This window comes from Synechococcus elongatus PCC 6301 (assembly GCF_000010065.1).
GTDB classification, from domain to species: Bacteria; Cyanobacteriota; Cyanobacteriia; order Synechococcales; family Synechococcaceae; genus Synechococcus; species Synechococcus elongatus.
This window is the reverse complement of record NC_006576.1, coordinates 861,613-882,713: the sequence shown is the minus strand read 5'-3', so window position 1 is coordinate 882,713 and position 21,101 is coordinate 861,613. Positions and strand designations below refer to the sequence as shown.

Genomic DNA, 21,101 nt, shown 5'->3' with positions numbered 1-21,101 from the left:
TATGCCCTTAACAGCCGACTCCAACGGTCAGATCACCGGCTCCTTCACGATTCCGGCTAACGTGCCAACTGGGACCAAGCGGGTGTCGTTTCGAGGTAGCGTGGCCTCTACAGCCGCCGCCCGTTTCATCGGTGAGGGGCAGATCCTGACGCGAACTCAGCGGCAGGTGAACACGATCACCCGCACTGTTACGACCATTAACTCGATCGTGGAGGTACGGGCTGATCCGCTAGCGCAGACCTTCCGGCTGGAGCAAGGACGCCATATCACCGGCATCGATCTCCAGTTCAAAGCACGAGGCTCCGTATCGAATAACGTCATCGTCGAGATCCGCGAAACCGAAGTCGGGATCCCAAACGATGTCACGATCATGAACGGCCTGATCCGGGGGGCGGATATCAACCTGACCGGCTGGACGCGATGCACCTTCCAGAGTCCTGTCTACCTGCAGCCTGAAGTTGAATATGCAATCGTCATCCTGACTGACGATCCGATTCACGCGGTCGCGATCGCCGAGCTAGGCAAGTTCGACCCCGTGAACGGCTGGGTCACGTCGCAGCCCTACACGGTGGGCACGCTGCTCAAGTCTTCGAACGCGAGCACCTGGACTCCCTTCCAAGAGGCCGACCTAACCTTCCGGCTCTACGGCGCGGCGTTCAGCAGCAACAGCCGCACGGTCAACCTCGGCCAGATCTACCAAGCGCAGGCGATCAGCGTCACCCGATCGGGTACGACCGTCACGGTCAACGCGCCCGGTCACGGTCTGCAGGTCGGCGACAAGGCGATCGTCTATGGAGCTGGGCAGACCGAATACAACGGCTCTTTTACGGTGACTGGCGTCACGGGCGATCAGTTCACGTACACGATCGTGGGCGCTCCCGTCACGCCAGCGACGGGCACAATCCGCGTTCTGCGCGGCGACAATACTGACCTCATCACTCTGGCCGGCGTCGATCGCGTGAACAGCGACACCGACGTCGAGTTCATCTACACGCGCCCGGATGGGTCGCAGATCCGAGGCTCGGACAACGTACCGATCCAGCTTGCTGAGAATCTGAACGATCCGGTCACGCTGTCGGCCATCCTGCGCGGCAACCCCACGCAGTCGCCGACCCTGTTCGCTGGCTCACAGGCCATTTTTGGGCGGCAGGCAGTCAGCGCGAACTACGTCTCGCGAGCGTTCCCGAGCGCTTCGGGCGCGCGTGTTAGCGCCACCTTTGAGGCGTTCCTGCCCAGCGGTTCCGGCGTGACGGTCGAGTTCCAGAAGGGCGACGGCTCATGGCAAGCGGTGACGCTGACCAGCAGCACGCCGCTCGATGATCAGTGGGCCGAGCTGACCTACACACTCAACCCGTTCACGGCTTCCGGCACCACGACCCGCGTGCGCCTCACGCTCTCGGGTACCGCTGCGGCACGGCCGCGTATCCGCCAGCTTCGCGTCGTGACGATCTAACCGCATGGCAACCGACGACCGGACAACGAACCAGAACTACCAGAAGCCCTCGCCGGACAACCAGCTCGCCGAGGACGTACTGCGGCTGCGGGCTGCGCTTGACGCGATCGACGCAGACGTGGCCGCTCGCCCGACGCTCGCCGCCGTCGAGGCATTGATCGACTCCGTGCTGGATGGCGCGCCGGGTGCCCTCGACACGCTTAACGAACTGGCCGCTGCGCTCGGTGATGATCCCAGCTTCGCTGCGACGGTCACGACGGCGCTAGCGAACCGTTACACCAAGGCCGAGAGTGATGCCCGCTACGTCCAGGGCACCACGCAGACTGAGAACGTGTTTACGGCAGGCGTGGCGCAGACCAGCTACACCCTGACGGCTGTGGCCGCTTCGCCCTCGTCTATCCTCGTGACGGTCGATGGCGTCGTGCAGCCGACTAGCGAATACAGCTTGTCGATGGATGGGCCGACGCTGACGCTCTCCGAAGCGCCCGCCACGGGCGCGCGGGTGCGCGTGCTGATCCTCGGTACTGCGGGCAACACCAACGCGCCGGGCGACGACACCGTAACCACGGTCAAGCTCCGCGACGGCGCGGTCACGTTCGCCAAGGTCAACTCGTCCGCGATCGCCAGCCAAGCCCAGGCCGAAGGTGGCACCGCGCCGGACAAGCTGATGACCAGCGAGCGTGTCGCTCAGGCGATCGCAGCGCTTGCCGTCCCCGCAGGCGTCGCAATCTGGGTGACGGGCAACACCCCGCCAGCCGGCTACATCAAGGCGAACGGTGCGCTGCTGAGCCGAACCACCTACGCGAGGCTCTGGGCCTATGCCCAAGCCAGCGGCAACATCGTAAGCGACGCGGCTTGGACGGGTGGCGCGACCGGCTCCTACAGCACTGGCGACGGCTCGACGACCTTCCGCGTCCCAGACCTTCGCGGCGAGTTTATCCGGGGCTGGGCTGATGGCCGCTCGGTCGATACTGGCCGCGCTATCGGCTCGACGCAGGCCGATGAGCTGAAGGCTCACGCTCACTACCTTGATACGCGGACTGCCCCGACTGGAGGCGGTACTGCGGCCACCACCTACACGACAGGAACAGCCGTCACCACGAGCAGCGTTGGCGGCACCGAAACCCGCCCGCGCAACATCGCTTATCTGGCCTGCATCAAGTTCTAAGCCATGCTCGTCTACCATTACGACCCACAGACCCGGATCTTCGTCGACGTTACTCCCGCCGACCCGTCGCCGCTGGAGCACGGCGCGTTCCTGATTCCAGCTTTCGCGACCACGATCGCACCTCCCGCCCTCAGCAATGACGAGCGGGCTATCTGGGAGGAAACAGACTGGCGAGTCGAGGCAATCCCCCAGCCCGAGCCAGACACTGAGCCAGACACTGAGCCGCTACCCCAAGCTGACTGGGACGCATTCAACGCAGTTCTACTTGCCGACGTGCGGCTCAATCAGATCTGCGGCGCTGCCCTGCAAGCGGGCGCGGTAGTCGCTGTGGCCGGTCTGCCCGCCGCCCTGTCTCAGGTCTCAACCAACGGCGTCGCGGCCTTCGCCCTTGTCTTCAACGCGGTCTGTCAGCTCGGCGGCGCGACACCCCAAGACCGTGACGGCTGGGCCGCGATCGCGGAGCTGAGCAACCTACCCGCCGAGTTCGTGGCTGCAGTTCGCGGCCAGTAGCAAATCAACTGCCAAAGGTTCTGGACTCCAGTTTTTAATTTGAATCTGTCGGTCTTCATAAGGTCAACTGGGTGCGGCTAGAATGACCACTAGAACGGAACCCACCGATGACGACCACCTTCTTACACGGCGTCGAAGTTCTGCAGATCGACACCGGAGCACGCCCGATTCAGACGGTGCGCTCATCGGTGATTGGTCTGATCGGGACTGCTCCCGACGCCGACCCTGTTAAGTTCCCACTGAACACTCCAATCCTGATCGCCAGCCGTAGCGACTGGGCGGGCATCGGCTCGACCGGCACGCTGGGTACTGCCCTCGACCTGATCTACGACCAAGCGGGCGCGGTCGTGATCCTCGTCCGTGTCGAGGAAGGCGTGAGCGAAGCCGAGACGATCGCTAACGTGATTGGCGGCACTGACGAGTTTGGTAACTACCTCGGCGTGCAGTGCTTCCTCGCCGCTGAGAACATCGCGGGCTTCGCACCTCGCATCCTGATTGCTCCTGGCTACACTCATCAGCGCAGCAGCAACGGCATCTTGTCGATCCCGCTCACTGAACAAGGTGACGGCTACCTGACTGCTCCAGCTGTGACAATCTCGGGTGGCAGCGGAACTGGGGCGATCGCTCGCGCTGTGCTGGGCACGGGCGGCGACGCCGGCAAGGTCGTCGAGATCATTATCGACAACCCCGGTAGCGGCTACATCACCAGCCCAACCGTAACGATCGGCGCACCTCCAGAAGGCGGCACTCAGGCCGTCGCGGGCACGGCTAATCGTGGCGCAGTTCGCTCCCGCGTGGTGAGCGAACTGCTGGGCATCGCAAACCGGCTGCGGGCTGTGATTATTGTCGATGGCCCGAACACGACCGACAGCGCCGCGATTCAGCTCAACGACGACTTCGGCAGCGATCGCGTCTACGTCATCGACCCATGGGTGCTCCGCAACGGCGACCAGACTCCGGCCTCGCCTTGCGTGGCTGGCCTGATCAACAAGATCGACAACGAGCGCGGTTTCTGGTGGTCGCCGTCAAACAACGAGATCGCGGGCATCGAAGGCACGGCACGCCAGATCGACTTCGCGCTGGGCGACTACACGAGCCGCGCCAACCTGCTGAACGAGCAGAAAATCGCGACCATCATCCGCGAGGGTGGCTTCCGGCTGTGGGGCAACCGCACGCTGAGCATCGATCCCAAGTACGCCTTCCCGTCGGTTCGCCGCACGGCGGACATGATCAACGAATCGATCCTGCGCGGGCACCTCTGGGCGGTCGATCGCTGCACCACAGCGACTTACCTCGAGGAGGTGAGCGAGTCGGTGCGAGAGTACCTGCGATCGCTCAAGGCACGCGGTGCGATCCTCGGCGGTGATGTCTGGGTCGACCCCGAGCTAAACACCCCGACCAGCATCAGCTCGGGCAACGTGGTCTTCGACTTCGAGTTCACTCCGCCCTATCCGGCTGAGCGGGTCACGTTCCGCAGCCACCTGGTCAACACCTACGTCATTGACCTCTTCGCAGGAGTCAACTCGCGATGATCCCCCGCGTTCTAAAGAACTTCAATTTGTTCGTCGATGGTCGCGGCTACGCGGGCGTTATCGAACAGCTCACACTGCCCAAGCTCACCACCCAGATGGAGGAGTATCGGGGCGGTGGCATGGATGCGCCGGTCGAGATCGACCTAGGGCAAGAGAAGCTGGAGTGCACCTTCCAACTGTTTGAGTACGACCCGAATGTGGTTCGGCTTTGGGGCTTGGCTGATGGTGCCGCCACTCAGGTTACAGCTCGCGGGGGGCTACGCCGCGACGGCGAGGCAGCCGTGCCGATAGTCGTCAACATGCGCGGCGTGGTTAAAGAGATGGACGCAGGCGACTGGACTGCTGGCGAGAAAACTTCTGGACAGTTCATGATGGCGCTCCGCTACATCAAAGTCGCGATCGACGGTCATGAGCTGATTGAAGTCGACGTCGTGAGCATGATTCGCAAAGTCGGTGGCACTGACCAGCTTGAGTCCATCCGTGCAGCGATTGGAATTTAACCCATGACTTTTGACAAGCGATTGAGCGCCACAATCGAGCTGGAGTTCCCAATCGAGATCGCAGGCGTCGCAGTGAAGTCAGTCACGATGCGGCGACCGAAAGTACGAGACGAAGTGGCGATGCAGCGGATCAAGGGGACGCCCTCTGATCAGGCCGCGTGGCTTTTGGCAACCCTGTGTGAGTTAGCCCCTGACGAGTTTGAGCAGTTGGATGCTGTAGACAGCGATCGCTTGATGGAGCAGTACTTGGCTTTCAAGGGAAAGGCCCTCTCGCAGGGGTCCGCCGAGGAGTGATCATTCTCTCCAAGCTGACCGGCTGGTCACTGGAAGAAATCCTCGATCTTGACACTGACGACTTTCTGGAGTGGCTGTCTGAAGCCCGCGTAGTCGAAGAAGAAACCGCTCGCCAGGTGAGGAATGGCAGGTAAAGCCTTTCAGGTAACGCTTGAAATTGGGGGGCGCGTTGCAGCATCCCTCGGTTCGTCGATTGCCCGTGCCCAAGGCCAGCTCAACACACTGGCCAGGGCCACCAAGACAGGCTTTATGGGCGTCGTGCGCAACGACGCTTTTCAGGCGTTGGCAGCGGCTAGCGCGGCGGTTGGCGCGGGCTTGATCTACTCGACCAAGCAAGCTGTTGCCTTCGAGTCTCAGCTGGCTGACATCGGCAAGACGGCAGGCTCTAGCGCGGCAGAACTCAAGGCGTTGGGGGCTGACCTACTGGCGCTCAGCGCCCGCGATCGCACGAACCAATCAGCCAGCGATCTCGCCTCTGGCATCCAAGACTTAGTGGCCCAAGGCCTCGTACTAAAGGATGCGATCGCCAGCATTGATACCCTAGGTCGAGTAGCGACGGCGACCAACTCGAACCTGACCGACATCACTAAGACCGGCTTTCAGCTCCAGAATGCGCTGAAGATCAAGCCGACTGAACTCAAGGCGACGTTCGACGCACTGGCCTACGCGGGCAAGCAAGGGGCGTTCGAGCTGAAGGACATGGCGCAGTTCATGCCGACGATCGCTGCGGCGGCTGGTTCTCTGGGGGTGACAGGCAGAGAAGGCGCGGTCAGTCTGGCCGCCATGATGCAGATGGTGCGACGCGATGCGCCGGACGCTGGGCAGGCTGCCACGCGGTTGACAGACACAATGCTGAAGATGACCGCACCGGATGCGGTGAAGCGCTTCAAGAAGTTTGGCGTCAACATCGAGCAGGTGCTGAAAGACGCCAAGGCCAACGGCATCAATCCGATGGAAGCGGCAGTCGAAACCCTGTTCAAAGTGACGGGTGGCGACACGTTTAAGCTCGGACAGATCTTCGGTGACAAGGAAGCAAAGCTGGCTCTAATGAGCCTGATGAAGTATCGCGCCGAGTACACCAAGCTGCGCGATGACGCGGGCGGCTCGATTGCGGCAGGCACTGTTGACGCTGACTATCAGCGATCGCTGGGTACCTTCGCGGAACAGATGAAGGCGCTGCAAAACACGGGCGAGCGGCTGGCGATCTCGATCGGCGCGGCGCTGCTGCCGTCGCTGAACTCACTGGCTAACGTGGTCACGCCAGTGATTGAAGGTATGGCCCGCTGGGCTGAAACCAACCCCGGGCTGATGAAAGGCATCGTGGCGATCGCGGGGCTGACGGTGGGCTTAACTGCTGCCCTGCCCCTCATTGGTGCCGTGGTGGCAGCCATCGGTGTGATTGGTGGCCCGATCACCTTGGCCGTGCTGGGAATTGGTGCGGCGATCGCCCTAGTCATTGCGTACTGGGACGACCTCAAGCAGGTTGCTCTCGGATTCTGGGGTTCAGTGAAGCAAGCGGGCGCGAGTGACCTGTTCCAAGGCATCCGGCAGGGACTCACCGGGGTGATGACGCTACTCAGTGAGGCCAAGCGCTTCTGGGTGGCTTTGTTCTCCGGCAACGAGCAGGAAGTCGCGGCCGCAGCCCAGCGGATCGGGCAGACGATCGGCGCGGTCATCCTGCCAGCCGTGGCGCAAGTCTGGCTGTCGATCGGGCGCATGGCCGCGATGGGTGTCGTCGCGCTCGGTCGGTCGTTCATCACCGGGCTAGCCGGTGCGATGAGGGCCATGCCCGGAATCGTGATGGGCGCCGCTCGCATGGCGGCCACTGTCCTCGTGACGCTCATGCAAGCAGCGATCGCGACGGTCGGCTCCCTACTGCAACAGCTACCCGGCATCGCCGGATCCGCGTTTGCGGGCATCACGAGCCAGTTCAGGGCGGTCTGGGATCAAGCGCTCGGTGTAGTGCGATCGTTCCTGCCCCAGATGGGCGCGATCTTGTTCCCACTGCCCACGTTGGTCATCGGCATCTTCCAGAAGATCGTCCCTGGCATCGCGTCAGTCTTTGCTCAGATGGTCGCCCAGATTCAGGGCGCGTTCCAGCAGGTCGTCGCGTTCATCCGAAGCGTGCCGTCAATGCTGGCCGGCGTCGGTGAGGCGATCATCCAAACCATCATCGACGGGGTGAAGGCAAAGGCTGGCGAGCTGCTGGCGACCGTGCAGCAGAGCTTCGCCAGGGTGCGCGAGCTGATGCCGTTCAGCGACGCGAAGCGCGGCCCGTTCTCGACCCTCACCAAATCCGGCATGGCGATCCCCGGCACGCTCGGGATTGGCGTGCGTCGCGGTGCAGGTTTGCTCCGGCGTCCGCTCGTTGCGGCTGCGACGGCGGCGATGGCCGCGATGGGTGCGGTGCAAGCCCCAGCGATCGCTATAGCAGCGCCGACCCTGCCCCAACCCTTGCCAGCACTCACTCAGCCCGCGATGGGTGCGCCGAAAACTGGCCCGGTTCTGGCCCGGCAGGCCGTCCCGCTGCAGACCGAGAATGCAGGCTCGCAGCAGCTTGTCGCGTCGATTTCCCCTGCAATAGCGCTGCAGGTTCCCGCGCCCGCGATCGCGACTCCGGCTCCGATCAGCGTCCCTGCTCCGCAGATTGTTTCGCAGCCGTCGATTGCCCTGCCGGCCCCAACGATCGTGGCTCAAGCCTCTGTGGCAACGCCCGAGGCCCGCTTTGCCCTGACTGAGGTCAGGATCCCCGAGGTCAATAGCACACCCACGATCGCCGCGCCGATGCCCGCGCCGGTCGTGGTTTCGCCTGCGCCTCGAAGCGATCGGCGCGCCCCGATCAACATCACTGCACCGATCACAATCAACGCTGGTCCAGGGCAGGACGCGCGTAGTATCGCCGCCCAAGTGCGCCAGGTGTTCGATGACCTGATGCGCGAGGCCGAACTCAACCAGCGTGCTGCTCTAAACGACTGATGGCGACACCCCTCTACCAGCTCGGCTCCTACCAGTTCGGACTCGACACAGCGGCCAATGAGTCGCTGGAGCGATCGGACGCTTACCGCTGGGCGCTGCAGGAACGGCTGACCCGCGAGGTCGCCTATCAGTTTCTTGGTCCCGGTGAGCGGAAGATCACGCTGCCCGGTGTCATTTACCCCCAGTTTCGCGGCGGGTTGGGACAGGTGGACGCGATGCGGGCGGAGGCCGACAAGGGCCAGCCGCTCATGCTCACCGACGGCCTCGGCACCGTTTTCGGCCGCTGGGTCATCCTGTCCGTCCGCGAGGTCAAGTCGGTGTTCCTGCAGGGCGGGGCACCGCGCAAGATCGAGTTCAACCTTGAGATCGCGAAGTACGGCGAGGACAATCCCGGACAGGCGGCAACGCCGATCACGACCCGATTTGTCGCGGGGATCCTCTATGGGGCGCGGGCGGCGCTTAGCCCATCGACTGCGCTGGCTGGGCTGGCGAACTCGGCCCAGCAGCTCGTCGCCAATGCGGTCGGCGGGCCACTTGCCCCACTCGCTCAGGCGGCGGGTTTCAGTACGGGGCAGCTTACCAGCGTTGTGCAGTCCGTCGCGGGCGGCAACGTCGAGTCACTGCTCGGCACGTTCGGGCTTGGTGGCGCAACGTCCTCCCAGTGGGCGCAGGCGGGGATCAGCGCGGCAGGGCTTGCCCAAGCTTTCGCGCAGGGACGCGGCCCCGAGGCGGTAGCGATCGCAGTCGAGCAGCTTGCTGGTCTTGGGCCTGAGGCATCGTCGGTCATCCAGTCGATCGCGGGCGGCGGCGCACCGTCGCTGCAGTCGCTGGTCAACGCGGCCGCCACGGTGACGGGAATCCTCGACGTGGATCCGGCGCGGACGGCTGCCGTGCGTGACCTGATTCTGGGTGGCAACTGATGGCGCTCTACATCACCCGCCAGTTCGACGAGATCGACGAGATTTGCTGGCGCTACTACGGCAGGACGGAGGGCACCGTTGAGCCGGTGCTGGAGGCGAATCCTGGGCTGAGCGATATGCTGCCGATCCTCCCCGGCGATGTTGCGATCGACCTACCCGAGCTACCCGAGCCGACGACCCGCAACGTGCTGAGGATCTGGACTGAAGCATGAGCAAGCCTGCCTACCTCGTCGAGGCCGACGGGGTGAACATCACCAAGCAGATCGCCGACCGGCTGCTGAGCCTTACCGTCGTCGACGAAGCGGAGCAGCTAAGCGATCGCGTCGAGATCGTGCTCGACGACCGCGACAAGCTACTGGAGATCCCGAAGTCTGGCACCTGGCTGAAGGTCTATCTCGGCTATGCCGAGGGCGGGAAGCTGCCAGTCTACATGGGCACTTACGCGGTTGATGACCTGACCCTCAGCAACGGCCCGCGATCGATGGTCGTGCGGGCTACGGCGCTCGAAACTGCGCCGGCCATGAAGGACTCAAGGACGCAGAGCTGGCACGACACGACGCTGGGCGAGATCGCCAGGACGATCGCCAGCAGGAGCGGCCTCGAGCTGCGAATTGTTGGCGACGTGGGCAGCATCCCGATTAAGCATGAAGATCAGACCGCCGAGTCAGACATCGCTTTCCTGACGCGACTAGCCCGCAGGCTGAAGATCACGGCCAAGCCGATCGACAAGGCATTGTGGATTACGCGCCGAGCGAGCGACATTCCAGCGACCCCCGGCGTCGAACTGGCGCAGCGCATCGTCAAGGGAGACGAGGTCAGCGACTGGCGGGCCACTATCAAGAACCGAGGAGCCTACAGCCGGGTGAAGGCTCGCTACTTCGATCAGGACGAGAAGAAGGAGAAGCTGCTCACGGTTGGGCCCGAAGACGGCAACCTCCAGACCTTCGAGGAGAAGCAGCTCTACAAGACCCGCGACGAAGCGCAGCGGGCAGCGGACTCGCGGCTGCAGTCCCTCCAGTCGGGTGAGGTGACGATCGACTTCAGCATGGAGGGCGATCCCGAGTTCACCGCCGAGGGGCAAGTCACGCTGCAGGACTTCCGCGCCCTCGTCGACGGCACTTGGTACATCCGCAACGTGACCCACAAGTTCGACGGTAACGGCTACCGGACGACGGTGACGTGCGGCACCAAGGGCGAGGCGAACAACGACTGGTCAGCCGGACGCGGCGAGAACGACAAGCGATCGGCCAGTGAGAAAGGGAGCTTGCTCTGTAAGACTGCTCAGCAGCTCCGGGGGTTCAGTACCCAAGGCGGGCCTGATGGCGGTCGGAACACTTGCGCCTGGGCGGTGAACCGGGTTTTTCAAAAGGCAGGGCTCACGACACCGTGGGGCGGGTCGAACTACGTCCCTGATGCGGAGGCGGCGCTGCGGCGCTCTGGTGCTCAACAAGTCAGCGGTCCTGAGCCGGGCGCTATCGCAATCTTCACTGATGGCGGCAACCCACCCCAGGCGCACATTGGGATCGTGACCTGTGATGGGGGAAGGGTTATCAGCAACAGCAGCTCGCGACCCACGAGAACGAGGCTCGCCTCACCGTCTGAGTACCAAGGTTTCTACAGTGGGCCAATTCGCTACTACCGCTTAAAATGAGGTTGTCAGCGCAACAGAACTTCACTGGAATCTAAAGAGATGGGTGAAAGCAAAGAGCATTCCACGCTTGACCGTGTATTCGCTGGCGCGGCACCAACCATCTTGGCTAGTTCTTTTCTGGCGATCGTTGGTCTGCTGTGGGCGATGTAGGCCAGCATCATCGAAATCAAGGCCAGCCAAACGCGGATCCTTGAAATCGCCAAGAACACCAGTGCGCAGCTTGTGGAGCTGGAACGGCGCGTTAGGGACTTGGAGTTGAAGACTGCCCAATGAGCACCATTACGGCTGATAAGTTCCTCGATTTCTTCATCCACTTCGACCCCAACAACCCTAACCATCGCCGGGCTGCCTATATGTTGGCGGGTGTGATTCCCGACGCTGCCATGCGGGACAGTGCCGAGTGGGTCAAGACCTACCGCACGGCGAACGCGCAACCACTCACGGCTGAGACGGTTCAGTGGAGTGAGTGGGATGCTCGCGTTTCTGAGCACTTCACGGTGGGCGAGGTGTTCCAGTTCGATGACTTCCGTAGGCAGCGGGTGACTGCTGAGAACAAGCGGCGGATCGTGAAGCTGGCTGCACGGCTCGACGTACTCCGTAAGCAGTTCGGCCCGCTGGGTGTCACGTCTTGGTTCCGCGACCCGGTGACTAACGCTCGGGTTGGTGGTGTTGACGACAGCTATCACCTGACTGGCGGCGCGGCTGATGTGTCCCCACTCCAGTTCAATCCGCTTGAGTTCGAACAGTGGTGCGAGCAGAACTGGAACGGCGGCGTGGGTCGCGGCATCAAAGCTGGTCGCCGGTTCGTGCACCTCGACGACGGGCCGAAAGGGGTTTGGGACTACTGATGAGCAGCGATGATCGGCAGCGGTTCAATGTGCTGGCTGGGCTGGCAACGCTGCTGTTCATCGCCTTCAGCGTCATGGCCTACCAGGACAAGGAGCTTCGGCCGCGCTTCGCTGAGCTGACGATGATCTACGTCTCGTCGCTGTTTGCTCTGATGACCCCTCGAAGCCAAGACAAGGATGATGGGGGTAATTAGAATTGGGGTGTTGATTTTTCACAAACTCCATGTCTCAAATCCTCCAGCACAAGGATGAGATTTTCACGGTATTTCTGTACGTCCATGCGGCCGCGCTGGTGATTGTGAATTTGACCCCAACGCCTAAGGATAATCAGGTGCTGGGTGGGGTCTATCGAGCGGTTGAGTTTGCGGCAGGGTTCCTTGGCGCAAGAGCGAAGAAATGAGTGACCGCATCCGCACGATTGCAGACCAACTTACCGGCGAGCGTGTCGACCTGATTCGGCAGTTGACCTTGCATGAGGGCTTGCGGCTGAAGCCGTACCGCTGCACGGCGGGCAGGCTGACGATTGGCATCGGTCGCAATCTGGACGACCGCGGCATCAGTGAGGCTGAAGCGCGGTTGCTGCTGGTGAGCGACATCGACCACGCAATGCGACAGCTTGAGTCGCGCCTGCCTTGGGTTAGACAGCTTTCGTGGGTGCGTCAGCGAGTGCTGATCGACATGGCAATTAATCTGGGTATCGACGGCCTGCTTCGCTTCCGTAAGACCCTAGGCCACATTGAGGCCGGACGCTACGCCGAGGCAGCTGATGAGATGCTGAACAGCCTCTGGGCTGACCAGGTGGGTGAGCGTGCCCGACGTCTCAGCCGCATGATGGGCAGTAATCAAGACCCGTTTGCCTAGGGCTTGATTGGTGCGATCGCTCAATAGGTGCAGACAGCGGCTGGGGGTGTTTTGAGAGGAGCCGAGGCAACAGTTAGCTGAGAAGTGAGATTAATTCTCTCGATAAGAAACACAAGATAGTGGCTATCAAAACTACTTGGCCACTACAGATAGTGTTTAACTCTCATGTATTCATTGATCTGAGATGAAAAGGTCATATTTTGCTTTTTAACAAAGACTCAAGAGAAAGTATTATGGTGGCTTAGCTAAAAATATGTGATTCATGACGTAGATGGAAAGACGAAAGATCCTAATTGCAACTAAAACCTATCCATCTATTAGTACCAAGTATAAGGAAACTGTTTGTACTGCAGGAATTCTTCTGGATGCCAATGAAAAACCCGTCCAGTGGATTCGAATTTATCCAGTGAGATTTCGAAATCTAGACTTCGACAAGCGTTATAAGAGATGGTCGATTATTAGTGCAGAAGTCGAAAGAAATGAGAAAGACTATCGAGAAGAAAGTTATCGGATTAATGATACTTCAATAGATGTAGTCAGGCACATAGGAACCAAAAATAACTGGGAAGAGCGTAAGTCTTTTGTATTACCTTTGCAATTCAGATCTATCGCTGAAATACAAGCACAAGGAAAATCTTTAGGCATAATTAAGCCCAGAAGTATAGAAAAATATTTTTGCAGAGAAACTGAACGTGAGTGGAGCCCAAAGCAAAGAGCTATTCAAGATCAGGGTGATTTGTTCGAGCCTTCGTTGAATCTAGAGAAAATACCTTACCAGTTTGGCTACCAATTTACTGAAGTAGATAACAAAAAACGTTCGTACTCAATAAGCGACTGGGAGATCTGCGAACTTTATAGAAAGTGTCGAGATAAATCTAATGCTTCCAGTCTAGAGGGAAGAGAATTAGAATCCTTATCCAAGGTTAGAGAGAAGCTAGAAAATGAGTTCTTGTCTAAAAAAGATATTTATTTTATAGTAGGTAATCTCAAACAGCATTGCAAAGTTTTTATGATTATAGGAATATTTTACCCTCCAAAAAACTCCCGAGAAACTGATGTACAAACTCTGAGCTTACTGGACTTGTAAAATGCCTGATTTAGCAACTTCTGAAAGCAAGACAGTGCTGACCTTCGGTTACGGAAACCGAAAAAATTATGATGCTTTTCTTTCTTGTCTTAGAGAATTTAGTGTCACCTGTGTAGTCGATGTAAGATTGAAGCCACGTGCCTGGTCTAGAATGTGGTACGGAGATGCTCTTCAAAAGCTTTGCACCTCTGAAAATATTCAATATGTTTCTAAGTCATCGCTAGGTAATTTGTCAGGTAGTAGTCATTGGATTCCACCTGAACCTGAAGCAGCTAAGCAAACCTTATGCGAAGTTGCTGAGATGCTTGAGACTGGAAACATTTTATTGCTCTGTGCAGAGATGGATTTCTCAAGATGTCATAGAGTGGAAGTGGCATCTAAGTTACAAGAGTTGACTAGTGCTTCAGTTAAGCATCTCAAGTAAGATTGTTCTTGAGATAATTTTTTATTCTTCTAGACTACTGACTATTACTTATTTTGCCTAAGTTGTCTTAAATCTCAATAAATCTATAAGTATTACTTTACTTTAATTCTGAGCAGCTCACTTTGGGTATGTTTAGGCTAAAATAAGGCCAACAGGATTAATGATATTACCTTTTGAATTAATTGCCTCGGCATGAAAGAGCAGTCTTCCAATAACTTAGGATTCTTTCCCCTTCTTCAGGAGCTAGATAAGTATGTTCCTGTTAAAGCCCTTCAAGAATTATTGGGTGATGCCGATGGTGGGCAAGATCTGCCAAAACATACTACAAAAGATGCTCTTATCAATGAAGTACAAATACTTCTTGACCAAAATGCTATTGACATCAATAGCATTATTAAACTGATTCAATCTTATAAATTTGCAGGTAGAGTTTCAGTTTGCTGGGGTATACCCCTAGAGAGGAGAATACTATCTAGAAATGAGCTCAGCAAGATCATTCAAGATAGAAACTCAGCTGATCCATTCAAGAACGAAATAAGGCCTCAACTTACTCAAAAGCCTGCCTTTAACAGTGCTGAATGGATCAGTGGAAATTTATTGCGTCTTGAATTTGTTTGTGCTGGGAAAAAATATGAAATCGAAGATAATTATGAAAGACGCATAGTTATTCCTACTAAGCGCTTAAATTCTTACATTAGGCTTCTAGATACAACTTTTGTTGTCGAGACAAGAGCTAGTATTCGCGAAAGTGAAATGCTGTACAACTCGATGTCATTGTTGCTCGGCATAGAAATAGAACCTATGACTTTTACTAATCAAGATATTTTGCTTTTAAAACAACGAACTCAATGGGAAATCAAAAGCTACAAAATATAAGAGATTTGGTGGAGATATTGATACAATCTATGTCTCTGCCTCTCCTGATTTAGATGACTTAGATGCATCTGAAGAATATACAAATTATTTTGCTCAAGGGGACTTAAGAGAAACCCGTCTAGAGTTTCTCTATACTTCTTATTCGAGAAAAATAATCGAGTCTTCTTTGCATATTAGTAGCCAAGGGAATATATGGTTTATGAGTGATGTTCCTGAAGAGCTTATTGAGTATGTCTTTTCAATTGTGCACAAAATAAAGTTTTTACCATCATTGAAAAAATTAGGCTTAAAGTCAGATGTAACCACGTCAGATGAAAATGTTATTCAATCACTTATTCATGCTATTCGCAGCCATGGATATGGAAAAAGATTTAACCCACGAATCTATCAAACACTTGGCTTTAGCTTAGATGAAGGAAAATGGATAGAGACTATTTCAAGGTTAGTGAGATTAGGGTACCTCACAGAACAATTTGAACTTGTCTGCCCAAATTGTCAGGAAACCATAGAAGTTTACTCTAGTTATAGAGATATACCTTTGAATGAAGAGAATAAATGCAGTCATTGTTCTCACGAGTTTGAAGTTTCCGAGAAAAATATATTTTTAACCTACTCATTTAATGAAACTTTTGAGTTAGATCAAGATTCTAAATCACGAGAATTGCAAGATAATCAGATTGTCTTAACTCGGATTTAGGAGGCTAGAGTGGGAGATAACTCACACCAAGATTTAACTCTCTTTGATAAGTTGAAGCTGTACCCCTGAGATAGTATTAGATGAGAAAATTAATAAGTCTAGAGATTTGCTTACTGATTTACTGTCAAGAGTAAATAAACCAAGAGAAGATGATGACCTTGGTTTAGTTCTTGAGGAGCTAGCTCATAATTTTCTAGAATCTCCTTATTCTAAAGCTTAATAGTAAAAGAAGGAGGTGTGAAACAGGAGAAATAGATTTAGACTTTACCGTAAAACGAATTGAAGCTACTCTTTTCTTTGAATTTTCTTATTTACTAATCGTTGAATGTAAAAATTGGCAAAAAACAGTAGGTGCATGTGAGTTAAGAACTTTCTGCTCCAAAATGCGGGATGTTGACGCTAATATTGGAATTTTTTTTGCTACAAATGGCATCACGAAAGATGCAAAACAAATCATTCGTAATGCCTAGGTTAAGGATAAAATAGTTGTGATAACCTTTGATGCTAAAGAACTAGATAAAATTATTAATAAAAGAGGTAATTTTTACGAAATACTTAATCAGAAATATCTGTCTGTCAGAACAGCATCTAGTGTTTGGTAAGTTTTTTGTTCTGGAAGATCCAAACTTTATTTTATGCAAAATTACAAGTAAAACCTTAGAATTCTATCGTTACTAAAACTTTTTAGTTAAGTAGCTAAGATATCTAGTAATTACAGCAACTAGTAAGAAGTTCAACTCCCAATGTCATTATTACCTAGTCGGGAAGAGTATCTTCAAAAAGAACAAAATTAATATCTCTTCTGATAGGTTGAAAGACTTAGCAGTTTAGAAAACAGGTCGGTTATAGAGATCTGAGTGAATAACAGGAACTTCTAGACTATAACGGCGAGCCACATTGTCGACTAACTCACCAAACCACCTAGGTGCGGTTGGTGATACATATACAGACTGTATAAGTTGAGACGGCAAGATATCAACAGTAACTGAATTTAGTATCTTGTCTGGATCTTGAATGGCTTCTGGCGTCCACATAATTGCCCTAAGCTCTTTTTCATGGGCAAAACTACGTCTTTTGTGAGTAATGGGATAAAAAATGTTATTGAATGGAATTACTTCATTGTCATAATCAATATATCTCACCATTGATATCCCCGCTTTTAGTGGTGCACTTTCTAGGCTGATTGCGAGTGTATTGTAATCAGTTTTAATAGCAACACCTTCATTGCTATTTAGATAGAGTTTCCACATTGCTGCTGATTCAAACTCATTGGCATGCCAACAACTGATAAACATTATTTTCCTCTGAATATCCTGAAAATTGATTAATTGTTCAGCAGCATTATTTGAGAAAGCACCAATTTGTACTTGGTTTCGAAGAACTTGAATGCCTGCATTTGACCAAGTGCCTTCGTAGGGATCCTCAAACTGGTCTAACCTAGCAAAGAAAAGCTTTTGGGTTTCAAGTAAACTAATGAACTTTGTGAAGTCCATATAGCGCCAAATTGTTTGGTTATTAGATGGTGAGAAAAAAGCCTCATGATTATCTGTCAGCATGATCAGAACCTAAAATTGTGTGTGTAAACCACGTATTGAGGTTTGTCAGAAGCACAACATTTAACTTCTAACAAGTGAATTGGCAGCCTGAATAGAAATGGAAAACGATGATGGGGCAGGCTTTTCGGCTGGGTTATCCTAAACTATCAAAAGGCTAGGTGATCTCTTGAATTATCAGTAGATTGCTACTACCAATCCAGCTCGTAGGTGTCAGCGACAGGGGGGCCTATCCGCAAATCAATTATCTCTACTTCATCCTCCCGGACTTCAAAGACCAAGACCATGGATGGGACAGATTCACCGCCTGCGTCAATTCCAGGGAATTTATATACCCTGTATCCGCCAATCTCCGTCCCCATCAAATGAGCTTGTCTTGCAAGTCGCCAAGTAATACCGTTCCAGGCTGAATCAAAGCGCCAAAATTCACTAGACGCATAATCCTTTACTCTTATCGTTTCTTCGGACTCTATGATTGACTTGGCAAACCATGACCCGCCTTGCATTAAGCAATTCCTTCTTTCCGTTTTCGGATGACGCCACGAGCCCAATCTATATCTTCAGGCTCTAGTGGAGCTTCCTCTGACGCTAAAACTGCCTCAAGAGGTATCTCCTCACCCATGGCGGCAGCCTCCCAGATAACGTCATGCGAATGCTCGCTGATGGATCTGGCTGTGTGGCCGTCGCAGATCCGTGAAATGACAATATCTACAAATTTGAGTTCGTCTTCTTCAAGCAAGCTTTTGTCGGGCTCTTGCAAAGAAGTATATATTGTTGTGCGGAATCCAAATCCGTAAGACCTGTCATAACTAACAGATATCTTACCTTCTGATTCCAATTCCTTTTGGATCGCAAGAATATCTACTGGTACTGGACCATGTTGAAGTTTTTTGTATTTTGCACCTGTAATTGGTTTTCCTGTTTGTCGGTAAACAATACTATCGAGAAACCAAAGAATCTTATTCAGCTTGGTTGAGCCCAGGCTCGGAGAACCTGATCGTTTACTACAAATGTAGTGAACCAATGATTTTAATTTGTCCCTTGATTCCAGAGCCATGTGAAATTCCCTCAGACGTCCTACTCCCGCAGACCTAACATAGGATTAGCTTGTTATAGAAGTTCTATTTTTCTTGACTTATACTGATTTCAGCGCACGAATTTGATAACTCAACAGGCGTCCATTCGTTCTATGTTTTGACCTGTTCCAGGTAGATACGGCATACCTTCGCCCCAAGCGAGACTTAACAAGCTCCGACTTCATACTATCGAAGCTTTCCACTTTTCGTTAGCAAGGCGAATTACATCACACAATAGACACTATATGTAGTGCTTTAGTAGTCATAAAAACACTAGAAAGCGATTTGAAAGCACCTCATCTAACAAAAAAGCCCCTCGGTCTACACTTGGGGCTTTGCTTTTGTGATGAGAAGTGAAACGGAAAACGTAGGCTGGGAGAGCTTTTCAGGCACGTCCCGTAAAAAGTTTTAGAAGCTTGCAAAAAGCTCATTAACTGTCCGTGGCACCTTTTTTGATTCACTGTCCGGATCCTTGACTAAGTCACGAGGAGAGCAGTCAAGTGCTTCGCACAACTTGGCGAGCTTCACAAACCAGTCAAGGCCCGATCGCCCTCTTTCCCAGTTGCGGATTGTCACAGGGTCAACGCCAACGATGTTAGCCAGCTGCGTTTGGCTCAGCCCAGTGCGCTTCCTAAGCGCCGCAATGTTTGGCACAGCGTAATTTTTCATAAGGGTATTTACTAACAGAAATAGAAACGGAAAACGCAGGCTGGGAGGGTTTTTCGGCGGGGTCGCCAAAAAGGTCAGAGGCTTTTTATTGGCGTCAATAAAAACTCTACCAAGGGTCTTGAGACCTCGGATCTTCATCTTCTACTTCGATATCTAAAAGTTCGTTAACTGACTTGAGCTGGAAGAACTTGCACAGCTTTGTCAGTGTCGTCACGTCCACGCGGTCAAACCGGTTCTTGTAAAGGCGGCTCACGGTCGTTACGCCTAAGCCAGCTGCGATCGCCAAGGACTTCTGATCAAGCCCTCGCTCTTCCATCAGTTCTCTTAGGTAGCAACGCACTTTCATCGGCTTTTGATAACGCTAAAAGCGGTTTCATAGCAAGAAGAGAAACGGAAAACGCAGGCTGGGAGGAGTTTTCGCGGTCAAGCGAGGAAACTCAAGAAGGCTCGCTACGCTCAATTTCTAACAGGTCATCAATTGATTTGAGCTGGAAGAAGCGGCATAGCTTGTAAACCGTTTCAACGTCTATCTGGCTGAAGTGTTGACGACACAGCTTACTCACAGTCACGGGGCTCAGCCCTGCTTCTGTTGCCACTCTTCCTTGTGTTAAGCCTGCATCTCGGATTAGCTCCGGTAGCTTACAACGCACTTTCATCGACCTCTCCTCTCTTGGTACCTCAAATTTTATCAGCCCTGCATATTGACAGCAGCATATGGTGCTGTAACTCTAGGCATAGAAGAAAGGCGACCCCGCCTGGTAAGCAAGCCGCCTTTCTTGTCCTTTCGAACACAACAATCATGAATCCTTCATTCGACATCGACAAGGCTGCCCATCAGGCGGCTTACCGAACCGCGCACGAATTTCCGGAAGCTGGCCCGCTGTTGCCAGCGCTTCATCGCTGGGAGACCTGCCCGCATTGCCATCAGCCCTTGCCAGCCAGTGAGCTGTACTGCCGTGTCGTCTATTGCCAAGGCCGCGCTTATCCGATCGACGAAGCGCCGAAGACCTACGAAGACCGACACGGCACCACTTACGCATTAGTTCGCTCACGCGGCGTCTACGTCTGCATCGGCTAATTTCCCGAACCGTTCGGATCTAGCGACACAGCCCAATCACCAATTTTCTGGATAACTGAACAATGACTTCACCGTTTGACAGCATTCGCCACGTCGAGAACGGCCAAGAGTTCTGGAATGGGCGCGAGCTGATGGGTTTTCTGGATTACCCGCACTGGCAGCATTTCACCAACGCCATTGATCGCGCGATCATCTCATGCCAGCGCCGTGGGAAGCATGTAGCAGATCACTTCAGCCGCACGATAACAAAGTTCAAAACAGGCGGACGCCCGAGAGAGGACTACAGGCTATCGCGCTTGGCGGCATACCTCGTGGCGATGAACTCCGACCCAAGAAAGCGCTCAGTGGCTGCTGCCCAAGAGTATTTCTACCTGAGGATTCGCGAGTCCGAGGAGCGCGATCAAAAAGCCCTGCCCACTGCAGCGCTGCCCACCTCGCAGCCTGTGCCACTCCGGCGCAAGACGACAGCGCCCGCTGACTGGCATCGGAACCGCGACGAAAGTGGCCGCTTCACGCAGTCCAATCCGGCAGCAAAGACCGATGCTGAACTCCTGAGCGACTTCCAGTTTGGGATGGTGCAGGCGATCTATGCGCTGTCGCAGATCAACCGACTCAGCCGCGATCGCAGTCTCGCCAAACAGGCAGACACACTCTGCAACTGGCTGCTCAGCACCAAAGAGCTGCTCCTCGATCGCTGCCTGAAACCCTGAGGACTGCACCATGACCTGCCCACCCTGCCCGAACTGCAGTAGCTGCGACGTGATTCGCTACGGCCACAGCGAGGATGGTCGCCAGCGCTGGCGCTGCAAATCCTGCAGGCGATCCTTCACCGGAGGCAGTGCTGGCAGGCCGACCCTCGGCGATCGCCCACTCACTGCTACCGAGCGACAGCGGCGCTGGCGAGCCAAGAAGCGCCAGCAGCAGTGAT

Annotated in this window: 27 protein-coding genes; 22 read left to right on the top strand and 5 right to left on the bottom strand. The window is 54.5% G+C overall.

What is annotated here, in order from left to right:
* Nucleotide 1: 1 nt before the first annotated feature.
* The 19 genes from SYC_RS04100 (at nucleotide 2) to SYC_RS14215 (ending at nucleotide 16,267) form a co-directional block, all read left to right on the top strand.
* Entirely contained in the window at nucleotides 2-1,453 is a 1,452-nt protein-coding gene (locus tag SYC_RS04100; protein ID WP_011243099.1) for a hypothetical protein, read from the top strand.
* 4 nt (nucleotides 1,454-1,457) lie between these two features.
* Complete coding sequence (locus tag SYC_RS04095) at nucleotides 1,458-2,621, top strand: phage tail protein (protein WP_011243098.1); 1,164 nt, start codon at nucleotides 1,458-1,460, stop codon at nucleotides 2,619-2,621.
* Between the two features lie 273 nt (nucleotides 2,622-2,894).
* Nucleotides 2,895-3,131 (top strand): hypothetical protein, encoded by a 237-nt coding sequence (locus SYC_RS14085; protein WP_231621337.1) that lies wholly within the window; start codon nucleotides 2,895-2,897, stop codon nucleotides 3,129-3,131.
* Between the two features lie 107 nt (nucleotides 3,132-3,238).
* Nucleotides 3,239-4,663 (top strand): phage tail sheath C-terminal domain-containing protein, encoded by a 1,425-nt coding sequence (locus SYC_RS04085; protein WP_011243096.1) that lies wholly within the window; start codon nucleotides 3,239-3,241, stop codon nucleotides 4,661-4,663.
* Complete coding sequence (locus SYC_RS04080; RefSeq protein ID WP_011243095.1) at nucleotides 4,660-5,163, top strand: phage major tail tube protein; 504 nt, start codon at nucleotides 4,660-4,662, stop codon at nucleotides 5,161-5,163. The genes SYC_RS04085 and SYC_RS04080 overlap by 4 nt, the downstream gene beginning before the upstream one ends.
* Nucleotides 5,164-5,166: 3 nt before the next feature.
* Entirely contained in the window at nucleotides 5,167-5,457 is a 291-nt protein-coding gene (locus SYC_RS04075; protein ID WP_011377704.1) for a phage tail assembly protein, read from the top strand.
* Nucleotides 5,458-5,580: 123 nt separating this feature from the next.
* Nucleotides 5,581-8,433, top strand: coding sequence for a phage tail tape measure protein (locus tag SYC_RS04070; RefSeq protein ID WP_011243094.1), 2,853 nt, complete (start codon nucleotides 5,581-5,583; stop codon nucleotides 8,431-8,433).
* Complete coding sequence (locus SYC_RS04065) at nucleotides 8,433-9,353, top strand: phage tail protein (protein ID WP_011243093.1); 921 nt, start codon at nucleotides 8,433-8,435, stop codon at nucleotides 9,351-9,353. The genes SYC_RS04070 and SYC_RS04065 overlap by 1 nt, the downstream gene beginning before the upstream one ends.
* Nucleotides 9,353-9,565 carry a tail protein X gene (locus tag SYC_RS04060; protein WP_011243092.1) on the top strand — a complete coding sequence of 71 codons (213 nt, stop codon included), beginning with the start codon at nucleotides 9,353-9,355 and terminating at the stop codon, nucleotides 9,563-9,565. The genes SYC_RS04065 and SYC_RS04060 overlap by 1 nt, the downstream gene beginning before the upstream one ends.
* Nucleotides 9,562-11,004: a contractile injection system protein, VgrG/Pvc8 family gene (locus tag SYC_RS04055; RefSeq protein WP_011243091.1), complete on the top strand. Its 1,443-nt coding sequence runs from the start codon at nucleotides 9,562-9,564 to the stop codon at nucleotides 11,002-11,004. Before SYC_RS04060 ends, SYC_RS04055 begins: the two co-directional genes overlap by 4 nt.
* A gap of 269 nt (nucleotides 11,005-11,273) precedes the next feature.
* A complete protein-coding gene (locus tag SYC_RS04045; protein WP_011243090.1) occupies nucleotides 11,274-11,852 on the top strand; it encodes a D-Ala-D-Ala carboxypeptidase family metallohydrolase in 579 nt (192 codons plus the stop codon).
* Nucleotides 11,852-12,046 carry a hypothetical protein gene (locus tag SYC_RS04040; protein ID WP_039755822.1) on the top strand — a complete coding sequence of 65 codons (195 nt, stop codon included), beginning with the start codon at nucleotides 11,852-11,854 and terminating at the stop codon, nucleotides 12,044-12,046. Before SYC_RS04045 ends, SYC_RS04040 begins: the two co-directional genes overlap by 1 nt.
* A 29-nt stretch (nucleotides 12,047-12,075) precedes the next feature.
* Nucleotides 12,076-12,252, top strand: coding sequence for a hypothetical protein (locus SYC_RS13780; protein ID WP_155813884.1), 177 nt, complete (start codon nucleotides 12,076-12,078; stop codon nucleotides 12,250-12,252).
* Nucleotides 12,249-12,713 (top strand): glycoside hydrolase family protein, encoded by a 465-nt coding sequence (locus tag SYC_RS04035; protein WP_011243089.1) that lies wholly within the window; start codon nucleotides 12,249-12,251, stop codon nucleotides 12,711-12,713. The genes SYC_RS13780 and SYC_RS04035 overlap by 4 nt, the downstream gene beginning before the upstream one ends.
* A 271-nt stretch (nucleotides 12,714-12,984) precedes the next feature.
* A complete protein-coding gene (locus tag SYC_RS04030; RefSeq protein WP_049749325.1) occupies nucleotides 12,985-13,800 on the top strand; it encodes a hypothetical protein in 816 nt (271 codons plus the stop codon).
* Nucleotide 13,801: 1 nt separating this feature from the next.
* Complete coding sequence (locus SYC_RS13550) at nucleotides 13,802-14,224, top strand: DUF488 domain-containing protein (RefSeq protein ID WP_011377710.1); 423 nt, start codon at nucleotides 13,802-13,804, stop codon at nucleotides 14,222-14,224.
* Between the two features lie 192 nt (nucleotides 14,225-14,416).
* Nucleotides 14,417-15,100 carry a hypothetical protein gene (locus SYC_RS04025; RefSeq protein ID WP_011243088.1) on the top strand — a complete coding sequence of 228 codons (684 nt, stop codon included), beginning with the start codon at nucleotides 14,417-14,419 and terminating at the stop codon, nucleotides 15,098-15,100.
* A 199-nt stretch (nucleotides 15,101-15,299) separates the two neighbouring features.
* Nucleotides 15,300-15,797: a hypothetical protein gene (locus tag SYC_RS13775; protein WP_155813882.1), complete on the top strand. Its 498-nt coding sequence runs from the start codon at nucleotides 15,300-15,302 to the stop codon at nucleotides 15,795-15,797.
* A gap of 206 nt (nucleotides 15,798-16,003) precedes the next feature.
* The gene (locus SYC_RS14215; RefSeq protein ID WP_081422172.1) at nucleotides 16,004-16,267 is read left to right on the top strand and encodes a restriction endonuclease; all 264 of its coding nucleotides are present in this window, start codon (nucleotides 16,004-16,006) and stop codon (nucleotides 16,265-16,267) included.
* 357 nt (nucleotides 16,268-16,624) lie between these two features.
* Here the strand turns inward: SYC_RS14215 and SYC_RS04020 are convergent, their stop codons facing one another.
* The 5 genes from SYC_RS04020 to SYC_RS13540 form a co-directional block, all read right to left on the bottom strand.
* Nucleotides 16,625-17,353: a hypothetical protein gene (locus tag SYC_RS04020; protein ID WP_011243086.1), complete on the bottom strand. Its 729-nt coding sequence runs from the start codon at nucleotides 17,351-17,353 to the stop codon at nucleotides 16,625-16,627.
* Between the two features lie 502 nt (nucleotides 17,354-17,855).
* On the bottom strand, nucleotides 17,856-18,407 hold the full coding sequence (locus SYC_RS04010; protein WP_011243085.1) for a Panacea domain-containing protein: 552 nt from the start codon (nucleotides 18,405-18,407) through the stop codon (nucleotides 17,856-17,858).
* Between the two features lie 427 nt (nucleotides 18,408-18,834).
* Entirely contained in the window at nucleotides 18,835-19,233 is a 399-nt protein-coding gene (locus tag SYC_RS04005; RefSeq protein WP_011243084.1) for a helix-turn-helix domain-containing protein, read from the bottom strand.
* Nucleotides 19,202-19,411 carry a helix-turn-helix domain-containing protein gene (locus tag SYC_RS04000; RefSeq protein ID WP_234701798.1) on the bottom strand — a complete coding sequence of 70 codons (210 nt, stop codon included), beginning with the start codon at nucleotides 19,409-19,411 and terminating at the stop codon, nucleotides 19,202-19,204. Before SYC_RS04000 ends, SYC_RS04005 begins: the two co-directional genes overlap by 32 nt.
* 121 nt (nucleotides 19,412-19,532) lie before the next feature.
* A complete protein-coding gene (locus SYC_RS13540; RefSeq protein WP_071818112.1) occupies nucleotides 19,533-19,751 on the bottom strand; it encodes a helix-turn-helix domain-containing protein in 219 nt (72 codons plus the stop codon).
* A 143-nt stretch (nucleotides 19,752-19,894) separates the two neighbouring features.
* On the opposite strand from SYC_RS13540, the gene SYC_RS03995 reads away from it, so the two are divergent.
* From SYC_RS03995 to SYC_RS13535, 3 genes are all read left to right on the top strand, one after another.
* The gene (locus SYC_RS03995; RefSeq protein WP_039755818.1) at nucleotides 19,895-20,173 is read left to right on the top strand and encodes a hypothetical protein; all 279 of its coding nucleotides are present in this window, start codon (nucleotides 19,895-19,897) and stop codon (nucleotides 20,171-20,173) included.
* Nucleotides 20,174-20,235: 62 nt separating this feature from the next.
* Nucleotides 20,236-20,883 (top strand): BRO family protein, encoded by a 648-nt coding sequence (locus tag SYC_RS03990; RefSeq protein WP_011243082.1) that lies wholly within the window; start codon nucleotides 20,236-20,238, stop codon nucleotides 20,881-20,883.
* Nucleotides 20,884-20,893: 10 nt separating this feature from the next.
* On the top strand, nucleotides 20,894-21,100 hold the full coding sequence (locus tag SYC_RS13535; protein ID WP_039755816.1) for an IS1/IS1595 family N-terminal zinc-binding domain-containing protein: 207 nt from the start codon (nucleotides 20,894-20,896) through the stop codon (nucleotides 21,098-21,100).
* Nucleotide 21,101: the final 1 nt, after the last annotated feature.